Source organism: Luteibacter sp. P1_D3 (assembly GCF_056406135.1).
The window spans coordinates 34,339-46,095 of the sequence record NZ_JBFUAT010000008.1 but is presented as its reverse complement, the minus strand read 5'-3'; the positions used below and the strand labels follow the sequence as shown (position 1 = coordinate 46,095).

The window sequence follows — 11,757 nt, the reverse complement described above, 5'->3', positions numbered from 1 at the left end:
CGGGGAGGTTGGGCTGCATGGGCTAAGGGTAGCGGATGGGGTGAGGCGATCTGGTTATCGCCGATGAATCGGCTCCTACCGTAGGAGCTGATTTATCGGCGATGACGCCGCGACCAGGACCGCCTTTACCGCGCCGCCTCATCAACCGCCAGGTTGAGCTTCAACACATTCACCCGCGGCTCGCCCAGCACACCCAACTGCCGCCCGTCGGTATTCGCTGCCACCAGCGCGCGCAGCTTCGCCGGGTCGAGGCGACGCGCTCGCGCCACTCGGGCCAGCTGGTACTCCGCCGCGGCCGGGCTGATCTCCGGATCCAGGCCGCTACCCGAGGCCGTCACCAGGTCCACCGGTACGGCGGCGGTGTTGCCCGGGTCAGCATCACGCAGGGCAGCGATGCGATCGCTCGCCGCCTTGGCCAGCGCCGGATTGGTCGGACCGAGGTTCGACGGCGTCGATGCGGCGGCATTGTTCGGGGTCGGTGTCGTCGCCGACGGGCGGCCCCAGAAGTAGCCGGGCGCCGTGAACGACTGGCCGATAAGCGCCGAGCCGACCGGTTTGCCGTCACGTTCGACCAGGCTACCCGCCGCCTGGTGCGGGAACAGCAGGGCCGAGAGCCCACCGACCACCGCCGGGTAGGCCACGCCGGTGACCGCGGTCATGAGCAGGAGCAGGACGATGGCATTACGCAGCAAGGTGGTCATGGGTGTTCCTCAGTAGTGCAAGATCGCATCGACGATGGCGGTGGCCTGGTAATCCTTTCGGCYGCCGTCGTAGGCGTTGACGTCGTATGACCGGTCGTAACGGATTTCAGGGCGGATCTCGAGATCCTGGGTCACCCAGTGCGTCATGCCGAGCGTGTGGCTCGTGTACTTCGTCGGGTAGCCGGTGCGCTGGCCCTTCTGGTCGTTATAGAACTCGTTGCGGAACGAGATCATGTTCTTCGGATCGAGCTCGACATTGAAGTAGTTCACGATGCCGTACTCGCCCGCCTTGCCCGGGTACGGCGACGAGCCGGCGACCTTCGGGTCGAAATCCTCGCCATAGCCCGGGATGTTGCGGCCGTACATGTAGTAAGCCTCGGTAAGCATGTGCACGTTGTCACTGAAGCGATGGCCCCAGGTGGTCACGTACATCTGCACGTTGTTGTAGTTGTAGTCCGAGTTGTTGAAGCTGTTCACACAGGGATAGAGCATGTCGTTGTTATCGGACGATACGTAACGCACGCAGGCCTGCAAGGTCGGGCGCGCGGAATGGTTCCACACGGCAGTGTCGTTGCCGCCATTGATACCGATCTGCAAGGTCCACTGCTGGTTGAGGCGCGTCGTCGTCATCACACCCATCTGCGTGTACGGATCCACGGTGTAGAGGATCGAATGGGTGACCAGGTAGTTGTTCGGCGAGAACTGCGCCTCGATGTCGGGCAACGACAGCCAGCGACCAATACGGATATCCATGCCCTCAGCCACGTGCGGCAGGTAGATATCGCCGTAGAACAGCATCGGATCGTAGCCGTAGATCTTGCCGTTGAGCGGCTCGTTCGGCTTGGGGTTGTTGAGCAGCTGGTTACTGAAAACGCCCTTCGCCGTGGTGAAGTGGTAGTCGTAGCCGTAGAGGTTGTCCAGGTGGAAGCCCCAGTCCACGTGATCGGTCTGCACGGTGTCGGCAAGACGCTCGATGCGGAACAGCGCCTGGTTGAACTCGACGCGGTTGGGCCGCACGGCGTACGACACGGGGTAGTTCGTGCGCGACGAGGTGCTGATGTTCGCCGAGGCATTCAGCCAGCCGTAGACCTCGATGCGGTTGTCCTTCATCCACTTACCCACGCTGTTGCAGGCGAGCGCCTTCTCGAGCGGGTACTGCGAATTCAGGTTCGGCACACCGATGGGGTAAGCGACGCCGCCTAACTGCCATTCCGCCGAGGGGAACGGCGGTGACGAGAACGGCGAGGCCATGCCGCGGCGTGCCGGCGCCTCAGCGTTCGGGTCGGCAGGCTGGGCGTCTTCGCGGTAGGCCGCGGCAAAGCGGGAAGCGAAGCCTTGGGAGCAATCGTCACTGCCGGAGGCCATGGCCTTGGTGACAGGAGCGAGTGCGCAGATAGCGGCGAGGAGAGCATAACGAGTGGTACGCATGGCGTTTTTACCGATCCCTTTCGGGACCCCTTTATCGGTGGGATGGAATGAGTCGTACGTTTCGGAAACCAGGTGTTTCAGATGCCCGCGTAACCGCCGAGCGTGTATTCGTCGTCGTGGGGCGTTGGCACCGGAACGATGTGCGGCTTCATGACGGCGACCGGAGCGACTTGTGCGACCGGCGCGCCCGCAACGGCGACGTCGTGATCCGGGGCGACAACGCGGACTTCCATGTCCAGGTCGGCGTGGTCTTCGATGAAAACGGTGAGCTTCACGGAATGCATGGGGCGACCTCGGTCAGGCCAGTCCGAACAGGACCAGCAACATGTCGATCAACTTGATGCCGATGAAGGGGACGACGATGCCGCCGAGCCCATAGACGAGCAGGTTGCGTCGCAGCAGCGCGCCGGCACCGAGCGCGCGATAGGCCACACCCTTCAGCGCGAGCGGAATGAGGCAGATGATGATCAGCGCATTGAAGATCACCGCCGACAGGATCGCGCTGCGCGGCGTGGCCAGGTGCATCACGTTGAGCGCGTTGAGCGCCGGGTAGGTCGTGGCGAAGGCCGCCGGAATGATCGCGAAATACTTGGCGATATCGTTGGCGATGGAGAACGTGGTCAGCGCGCCGCGGGTGATCAGCATCTGTTTGCCGATGCCGACAACCTCGATCAGCTTGGTCGGGTTGGAATCCAGGTCGACCATGTTGCCGGCTTCTTTCGCCGCCTGCGTGCCGCTGTTCATCGCCACGGCGACGTCGGCCTGGGCCAGCGCGGGCGCGTCGTTGGTGCCGTCGCCGCACATCGCCACCAGGCGGTTCTCGGCCTGCATGTCGCGAATGAGCTTGAGCTTGGCTTCCGGCGTGGCCTCGGCGAGGAAGTCATCGACACCGGCCTCGGCCGCGATCGCCGCCGCGGTGAGCGGGTTGTCGCCGGTGATCATGATGGTACGGATGCCCATCTTGCGCATCTCGGCGAAGCGCTCCTTGATCCCGTCCTTGACGATGTCCTTCAGCTCGACCACGCCCAGGGTCAGCGAGCCGTCGACCACGATAAGCGGGGTGGCGCCACGACGGGCGACATCTTCGGCCATGCGACGGACCAACGGTGGCAGATGGCTGTCCTGCCCGTCGAGGTAGCGCTCGACGGCATCCATCGCGCCCTTGCGGATATGGCGGGTGCCGACATCCACGCCGCTCATGCGGGTCTGCGCGGTGAACGGCACGAACTCGGCGCGACGATCGTCGTGGCGGCGCTCGCTGACGCTCACGCTGATGTACTTCGCGGCCAGGGTGACGATGCTGCGGCCTTCCGGCGTTTCGTCAGCGCGCGAGGCCAGCTCGGCGGCTTCGGCCAGTTCGCGTTCCTCGATGCCCGGCGCCGGATAGAAGGCCACGGCCTGGCGGTTGCCCAGGGTGATCGTGCCGGTCTTGTCGAGCAGGAGCACGTCCACATCGCCGGCGGCTTCGACCGCGCGGCCGGAGGTGGCGATCACGTTGGCGCGGATCATGCGATCCATGCCTGCGATGCCAATGGCGGAGAGCAGGGCGCCGATCGTGGTCGGGATCAGGCAGACCAGCAGGGCGATGAGGACGGTCAGGCTGATCGGTTCACCGACACCGGCGGCCTGCACGCTATAGATCGAGTACGGCAGCAGCGTCGCGCAGGCCAGCAGGAAGATCAGGGTGAACTTGGCCAGCAGGATCGTCAGCGCGATCTCGTTCGGGGTCTTGCGACGTGAGGCGCCCTCGACCATCGAGATCATGCGGTCGAGGAAGCTCTCGCCCGGGTTGCTGCTGATACGTACCACGATCCAGTCGGAGAGCACGCGCGTGCCACCGGTGACCGCGCTGCGGTCGCCGCCGGACTCACGGATGACCGGAGCGGATTCGCCGGTGATGGCACTCTCGTCCACGCTGGCGGCGCCCACCACGATCTCGCCGTCGCCCGGGACGATCTCGCCGGCTTCGACGAGCACATGGTGGCCCAGGCGAAGCTCGCTGGACGGCGTGAACACGATGGGTGCGTGGCGATCCGCCGAAGCGAGCTTCTTCGCCATCACGTCCCGACGGGAACCGCGCAGCGCATCGGCCTGGGCCTTGCCGCGCCCCTCCGCCAGTGCTTCGGCGAAGTTGGCGAACAGCAGGGTGAACCACAGCCAGAGGCTGACCCAGAAGATGAACGCGGTCGGTGCTTCGGCGTGGCCGGTGAGGGCCTGCACCCAGAGCAGCGTGGTCGCCACGCTGCACACGAAGACCACGAACATCACCGGGTTGCGGAACTGCAGGCGCGGCGAGAGCTTGCGGAACGCGTCGACGAGGGCGCGAGTCACCAGCGCGCGATCGAAACCGCGCGGGGTATGGGCTTGGGAAGTCATGGATCAGTGGCCCGTGGCGGACATCAGTTGTTCGGCGATCGGCCCGAGGGCGAGTGCCGGGAGGAAGGTCAGTGCGCCGACGACGATGACGACGCAGGCAAGCAGGGTGACGAAGAGCGGCGTGTGCGTCGGCAAGGTGCCGGCGGTCTCGGGCACGTGGCCCTTGGCAGCCAGCGAGCCGGCCATGGCGAGCATGGCGATCGCGAGTGGGAAGCGGGCGAGGAACATGCAGATCGCCAGCAATACGTTCCAGAAGGGCGTGTTGGCAGAGAGGCCGCCGAAGGCGCTGCCGTTGTTGTTCGAGGCCGAGCTCACGGCGTAGAGGATCTCGCTGAAGCCGTGCGCACCCGGATTGGATACGCCTGCGATACCAGCCGGCGTCATCACCGCGATGGCGGTGCAGATCACCACCAGGGCGCAGGGAATCAGCACGGCGAGGCTCGCCATCTTCATCTCGTGCGCTTCGATCTTCTTGCCGAGGTATTCCGGTGTGCGACCGACCATCAGTCCGGCGATGAACACCGCGACGACGGCGAAGGCGAGCATGCCGTACAGACCCGAGCCGACACCGCCGAAGATCACTTCACCCAGCTGCATCAACCACATCGGCACCAGGCCACCCAGCGGCGTGAGCGAGTCGTGGGCAGCGTTCACGGCGCCGCACGAGGCCGCCGTGGTGATCGCGGCAAACAGGCCCGAGGCGGCGATGCCGAAGCGCGTTTCCTTGCCTTCCATGTTGCCACCGGCCTGCGTGGCCGAGGCCTGTGCATCGATGGCCAGTCCGTGCAGCGCCGGGTTACCGGCCTGTTCGGCGGCTACGAGTCCCAGCGTCAGCGGCACGAAAATGAGCAGCATGGTGGCAAGCAACGCCCAGCCCTGGCGGCGGTCGCCGACCATGCTGCCAAAGGTGTAGCAAAGTGACGCCGGAACAAGAAAGATCGCCAGCATCTCGACGAAGTTGGAGAACGGCGTCGGATTCTCGAACGGATGCGCGGAGTTGGCGTTGAAGAAGCCACCGCCATTGGTGCCGAGCATCTTGATCGCGATCTGCGAGGCCGCCGGGCCCATCGGCAAGGTCTGCTGGCCGTGCTGCAAGGTCGCGACGTCCACGTAGGCCGACACGTTCTGCACCACACCCTGCGAAACCAGCAACAGGGCGATCACCAGGGAGAAGGGAATCAGCACGTAGAGCGTGGTGCGGGTCATGTCGACCCAGAAGTTGCCCACGGCCGCGACGCCGCGCCGACTGAAGCCACGGATGACCGCGATCAGCACGGCGATGCCGGTCGCCGCCGAGAGGAAGTTCTGCACGGCCAGGCCGATCGCCTGGGTGAAGTAACTCATCGTCGACTCGCCGCCGTAGCCCTGCCAGTTCGTGTTCGAGGCGAAGCTGACGGCTGTGTTCATCGCCGAGTCCGGCGTGATCGCGCCGAAGTGCTGCGGGTTCAGCGGCAGCCACTGCTGTGTGCGCTGGAGGATGTAGACGACGGCGAGGCCGGCCACGTTGAACGCGAGCATGGCGATCGCATAGCGCTTCCAGCTCATGTCCTCGTCGGCACGAATGCCGGACAGTCGATAGAGCAGGTTCTCGGCGCGTGCACCGAAGCGGTTGACGCGGTTCGGCGTCTCGGCGAACACCTGGGCCATGTAGTGGCCGACGGGTTTCACCAGGACGAGAAGGACGGCCAGGTACAGGCCGACCTGGAAGAAGTCGTTCGCGGTCATTCGAACCACTCCGGCTTCAGCAGGGCGACGCAGAGGTAGCCGACAAGGGCGACCGCGACCACGGTGGCGATGATCAGGGAAAAGGTCATGGCGGGTTCCTCAACGACGACCGAGTCGGTCGCAGATCATGAGGAAACCGATCGTCAGCGCCGTAAGGACGATAACGAGAAGGACGTACAGGAGTTCCACGGGTGCATTCCGTCGAAGAAGACGGCGCATTGTTCTCCCGCAGCGATATGAGGGGCGTATCGCGCCCCGCGGCACCCGTAAATTCTGCGTAAATTTTCTACACGGCGGCGGTTGTAGGAGCCGATTCATCGGCGATTGGGTGCTCGCGACACCCTGGCCCGCTGCCGCGGGATCGCCGATGAATCGGCTCCTACCAAACCCTGGCCCGCTGCCGCGGGATCGGCGATGAATCGGCTCCTACCACCGCGTCATTTTTCGAGGTTTTGCTGGAACAGCTCGTCGATCCGGCGGTATTCGTCGTACCAGGAGTCCGCGTGGACGAAGCCGTGGCGCTCCAGCGGGTACAGCGACATCCAGAAGTTCTTCTTGTGCAGCTCGATGAAACGCTGGTACAGGCGGACCGTGTCGCTGGCCAGCACGTTGTCGTCGATCAGGCCGTGCTCCATCAGCAGCGGATCGGACAGCTTGTCCGCATACATGATGGGCGAGCTGGTGGCGTACGCCTCGGGATCGAGCTGCGGATCGTTGAGGATGTTGGCCGAATACTCGTGGTTGTAGCTGGTCCAGTCGGTGACCGGACGCAGTGCGGCACCGGCGGCGAACTCACCCGGGGCGCGCAGCAGCGCCATCAGCGTCATGAAGCCACCGTAGCTGCCGCCGTAGATGCCGACGCGCTTCGGGTCCACGTGCTGGTTCTTCACCAGCCACGCCTTGCCGTCGAGCAGGTCGTCGAGTTCCGGATGGCCCATGTTGCGGTAGATCGCGGTGCGCCAGTCACGGCCGTAACCCTTGGATGCGCGGTAGTCCATGTCGATCACGACATAGCCGCGCTGGACCAGCAAATTGTGGAACATCTGCTCGCGGAAGTACGCCGGGTACGACAGGTGGACGTTCTGCAGGTAGCCGGCGCCATGGACGAAGATCACCGCCGGGCGGGAGGCTGCGTTGCTGCCATCGGCCGGGCCGTAGAACTTCGCCCAGATCGTGCCGGCACCGTGACTGGAAGGGACCTGCACGATCTTCGGCGCGATCCAGTCGTGCGCCTTGTAGCCGGGCTTACGTGTGTCGGTGAGCTCGTGGACGGCGGCGCCGTCCACACCGATCGTGGCCAGCTGCGAAGGCACGTACGACGACGAGTGCAGGACGGCCAGCGAGCGGCCATCCGGCGACAGGCTGAAGTCGTCCAGGCCTTCGAAATGCGTGATGCGGGTCAGTGCACCACCCGTCGAGGGCACGCTATAGATGTCGTAGCTGTACGGGGCGACCTGGTTCGTACGCACGTAGAAGGTCGAACCGTCCGGGCTGAGCACCGGGTGGTCGGTTTCGAACCGGCCGCTGGTAATCGCCGTGGCCTTGCCGCCCAGCGGGCGCGTGTAGAGCTGGGCGAAGCCGGATTCCTCGCTGAGGTACCAGAGGCTGCGGCCATCGCGAAGCCAACCGAAGTCATTGCCGTCCCAATTGATCCAGGCCTTGTCGGTCAGGCGGTGCTGGCTGACCAGTGCGTGCCTGTCGAAGTCGACGGTGGCGATCCAGCGGTCCTTGTTGTCGATCGCCCGCAACTGCACGGCCACGTTGCGACCGTCGTCGCTCCAGACGATGCCCGGGCTGTATTCGCCATTGACGATCACCGGGCGGACCTTCGGCGCGGCGAGTGCATCGGCACGGTCGCCCTTGCCGTCCTTGCGCAGCGCAGCGACGGTCTTCGCGCGCAGCTCGGCCAGCGGGTCGTCGCCGATACCCGGGAGCTTTGCCGTGTCCAGGTCGTAGCTGGTGTGGGTGCGCAGATCGAGGAGCCGCAGGGACTGGGGCGCCGGGTCGTTGCGGCCGACGTAGGCACGCGTGGCCTCCGTCTCGGCGTAGCCGGAATCCGTCACGTAGTGGGTGAGGTCGGCGATCTTTCCGCCGTCCGTGTCCTTATCCTGCGTGACGACGACCATCCAGCGCCCGTCCGGCGACAGCGAGGTATCGGTCACGCTGACTTTCTTGCCCAGCCAGAACGGCTGCGGCGCCTGGCCGGGATCGGCAGCGGCGAGCGCGTCGGCATCGGCCTTTACCGCGTCCTCGTCCGAGCGCAGCTGGCGCAGCGTCTTGAAGATGGCCTGCTGGTCGTCTTTCAGATCATCGGACTTCTTCGTCTTCGGGTCGTCCTTCTCTTCGAGCAGGGCGGCTGGTGTCACCGGGCCGCCGGCGACCGCGTAGGTGAACCAGTTGTTGCCGCTGCGGAAGGAGAGCAGGCGTCCGTCCAACGAGAAGTGCGGGTCGCGCTCCTTGGCCGCCGAACGGGTCACCTGCACCGTGGCACCCGTGCCGAGGTCGCGAAGGAAGACGTCACCGTGGCGGACGAAGGCCGCGTGGCGATGCTCGCGGTCGAACACCAGCTTGCTGCCGTCTGCGCCAGCGGCGGCCTTGGGGTCGAGCTGCACGGACGTAGCGCCCGTGGCCGCGACGCGATAGAGATCGCGCACGGGGCTGCCGTCGTGCTTCAGCGAGTAATAGAGCTGCGTGCCGTCGACGCTCCAGTAGGCGTCCTCGACCGGTGCGCCGATCCAGTCCGGGTCGGCCATGATGGTTTCCATGTCCAGCGGCGGCGGTGGCGCGGCGAAAGCCGGGGCGGCGGCGAGGACGGTAAGCAGGGCGGCGGCGAGTACGCGCATCGAACGTTTCCCGGGTCTGGCAAATCGGTCGAGGATAGCGCGCCTTTGCTACGCTCGGGGCCCCTGCACCGGAGTCGTCCCCCATGCGTGACCTCGTCCCCCGCCTGCTCGCCGCGAGCCTTTTCGTTGCCTTCAGCGCCCACGCCGCCACCGGCACCCCGCCGCCGACCCCGAAGCACGTGGTCGCCGAGACGCTTGCCGGGCAGCCCGTCACCGATCCCTATCGCTGGCTGGAGAATCCGGACGCGGCCGATGTGACGAAGTGGATCGACGCGCAGAACGCGTACACCGAGGCGACCATCGGCGCGATGCCGCTGGGCAAGACGCTGAGCGCGCGCATCCGCGAGCTGGCGATCACCTCGACCACGCGCTCGTCGCCGACCCTGGCGGGCGGCACCCTGTTCTACTTCGAGAACACGCCGCCGCAGCCGCAGCCGGTGCTGGTCGCGAAGGCCTGGCCAGACGGTCCCACGCGCACCCTCGTCGATCTCAATCAAGGTGATGGCAACACGGCGATCACCGAATACTGGCCGTCGCCGAGCGGCCGCTACCTCGCCTATGGCACCGCCGAGGGCGGCAGCGAACTGACCACCATCCACATCCTCGACACCACCAGCGGCAAGCCGCTCGGCGACGTCCTTCCGCTGGCCGGCGGCGGTACGACACCGCAGGCGCTGGCCTGGGATGCCGACGAGAAGGGCGTGACCTACGCGCGCTTCGAAACGCCGAAGGCCGGACAGGCCCTGCGCGAGTTCGACGCCGTGCTGGCCCATCACACCCTCGGCGAGCCTGCCACCAAGGACCGCACGGTCTTCGGCAAGGGCTATTCGCACGTCGCCGAATACATCCTGCTCGAAGGCAGTGCCGGCAAGTCCGTCGCTCTGCTCGCCAACGAAGGCGACGGCGGCCCGGCCGAGGTCTACCTGCGCGAAGGCAAGGGCAACTTCGCCCGCGTGCTGGGACACGATGCCGACGCGCGCTCGGCCGCCTGGGTGGGCGACCGTCTGTTCGTGGTCAGCTTCGCCGGGGCACCGCGCGGCAAGATCGTCGCCGTGGGTGCAGGCGGCAAGACCACCCCCGTGCTCGAGCAGGGCGAAGGCGCGATCCAGCGCGTGACGCCGCTGGGCGACGGCTTCCTGGTCGTACGTAGCGCCGGTCCCGACTGGTGGGCCGACCAGTACGACGCCAAGGCGGCCTTCGTGCGCCGCGTCCCGCTGCCGGCTACCGGCGTGACCATCGGCGGCATCGCCTCGGAATCCGGCCAGAACAAGGCCCTGATCTCCTACGTCGGCTGGACCACCCCGACCCATTGGGCGGAGTACGACGGCGCCAGCGGTTCGCTGAAGACGATCTTCGAAGTGAAGCCGGCTGCCGACTATTCGAAGGTTCGCGTCACCCGCGTCGACGGCGTCTCGAAGGACGGCAGCAAGGTGCCCGTCACCGTGATCTCGATGGACGGCATCACGCCCAACGGGAAGCGTCCGACCATCCTTTACAGCTACGGCGGTTTCGGCATCCCGGTCACGCCGGGCTTCATCGGCGCCAACCTCGCGTGGCTCGAACGGGGCGGCGTGCTGGCGTACGCCAACATCCGCGGCGGCAACGAGTTCGGCGAGGCCTGGCACGAACAGGGCCAGAAGCTGCGCAAGCAGAATGTGTTCGACGATTTCTACGCGGCGGCGCAGGCCATGGTCGCCTCGAAGTGGACCGACACGAAGCACCTGGGCATCCTCGGTGGCAGCAACGGCGGCCTGCTGATGGGCGCGGCCCTCACCCAGCATCCGGAGCAGTACCGCGCCGTGGTCGGCGCCGTCGGCATCTACGACGTTCCCCGTCACGAAACCGCGTTCGCCAATGGCCCCTACAACGTCAGCGAGTACGGCACGGTAACCGACGATGCGCAGGCGAAAGCCACGCTGGCCTGGTCGCCCCTTCATAACGTGAAGAAGGGCACGGCGTATCCGGCGGTGCTGTTGACCACGGGTGCGAACGATCCGCGTGTCGCACCGTGGCAGTCGCGCAAGTTCGCGGCGTCGCTGCAGGATGCGACGACGTCGGGGCAGCCGGTGTTGCTGCTGACGCGGATGAATGCGGGGCATGGTATCGGTGCGCCGTTCAGCCAGCGCGTGGGTAATGCGGCGCTGTCGATGACGTTCTTTGCGACCGAGCTGGGATTGGGGGAGTAGGAGCCGATTCATCGGCGATGGGTGCTAGCCGAGATTTCGCCTATCCTTACGACGCGGCCAAGGGAGGCCGCGCCCTACAAGGAAGCGTTCGTGATCGTCTCGGACCTGTTCACCCTGCCCGCCTTCGTGGCGTATCTCGCCCTGGGCATCTTCTACTTCGTCGCCTTCGTGGTGACCTACATCTGGATCACCCCGCAGCGCGAGATGGCGCTGATTCGCGACGGCAATCTCGCCGCGGCGATCAGCCTCGGCGGCGCGGCGCTCGGCTTCGTGCAACCACTGGCCAGCGCCATCGCGCACAGCGTGAGCCTGACCGACCTCGCCCTGTGGGGACTGGTCGCCTGGGTCGTGCAGTTGCTGACCCACTTCGTGCTTCGCCTGCTGGTGCGCGACCTGCGGCGGAAGATCGAAGAGGACGTCCGGTCGGTCGCCCTGTTCGTGGCGATCGTCGCCATCTGCGTCGGCACGCTTAATGCCGCCGCGATGTCCTACTGAGGC

The 11,757-nt window shown here is 65.9% G+C and carries 9 protein-coding genes; 2 read left to right on the top strand and 7 right to left on the bottom strand.

What is annotated here, in order from left to right; translation table 11 throughout:
- Window positions 1-125: 125 nt before the first annotated feature.
- From kdpC to AC1DYM_RS07425, 7 genes are all read right to left on the bottom strand, one after another.
- The gene (gene kdpC / locus AC1DYM_RS07455; protein WP_477337341.1) at window positions 126-701 is read right to left on the bottom strand and encodes a potassium-transporting ATPase subunit KdpC; all 576 of its coding nucleotides are present in this window, start codon (window positions 699-701) and stop codon (window positions 126-128) included.
- A 9-nt stretch (window positions 702-710) separates the two neighbouring features.
- Window positions 711-2,129 carry an outer membrane beta-barrel protein gene (locus tag AC1DYM_RS07450; RefSeq protein ID WP_477337340.1) on the bottom strand — a complete coding sequence of 473 codons (1,419 nt, stop codon included), beginning with the start codon at window positions 2,127-2,129 and terminating at the stop codon, window positions 711-713.
- Between the two features lie 77 nt (window positions 2,130-2,206).
- Entirely contained in the window at window positions 2,207-2,413 is a 207-nt protein-coding gene (locus AC1DYM_RS07445) for a hypothetical protein (RefSeq protein ID WP_477337339.1), read from the bottom strand.
- 13 nt (window positions 2,414-2,426) lie between these two features.
- Window positions 2,427-4,505, bottom strand: a complete 2,079-nt coding sequence (gene kdpB, locus AC1DYM_RS07440; RefSeq protein ID WP_477337338.1) for a potassium-transporting ATPase subunit KdpB — start codon at window positions 4,503-4,505, stop codon at window positions 2,427-2,429.
- 3 nt (window positions 4,506-4,508) lie between these two features.
- Window positions 4,509-6,230, bottom strand: a complete 1,722-nt coding sequence (gene kdpA, locus AC1DYM_RS07435) for a potassium-transporting ATPase subunit KdpA (RefSeq protein WP_477337337.1) — start codon at window positions 6,228-6,230, stop codon at window positions 4,509-4,511.
- Window positions 6,227-6,319 (bottom strand): K(+)-transporting ATPase subunit F, encoded by a 93-nt coding sequence (kdpF, locus tag AC1DYM_RS07430; protein WP_071924904.1) that lies wholly within the window; start codon window positions 6,317-6,319, stop codon window positions 6,227-6,229. The genes kdpA and kdpF overlap by 4 nt, the downstream gene beginning before the upstream one ends.
- A 348-nt stretch (window positions 6,320-6,667) precedes the next feature.
- Complete coding sequence (locus AC1DYM_RS07425) at window positions 6,668-9,073, bottom strand: S9 family peptidase (RefSeq protein ID WP_477337336.1); 2,406 nt, start codon at window positions 9,071-9,073, stop codon at window positions 6,668-6,670.
- An 83-nt stretch (window positions 9,074-9,156) separates the two neighbouring features.
- Between AC1DYM_RS07425 and AC1DYM_RS07420 the strand changes: the two genes are divergently transcribed.
- Window positions 9,157-11,259, top strand: a complete 2,103-nt coding sequence (locus AC1DYM_RS07420; protein ID WP_477337335.1) for a prolyl oligopeptidase family serine peptidase — start codon at window positions 9,157-9,159, stop codon at window positions 11,257-11,259.
- 90 nt (window positions 11,260-11,349) lie between these two features.
- Window positions 11,350-11,754, top strand: coding sequence for a DUF350 domain-containing protein (locus tag AC1DYM_RS07415; protein WP_477337334.1), 405 nt, complete (start codon window positions 11,350-11,352; stop codon window positions 11,752-11,754).
- Window positions 11,755-11,757 lie beyond the last annotated feature (3 nt).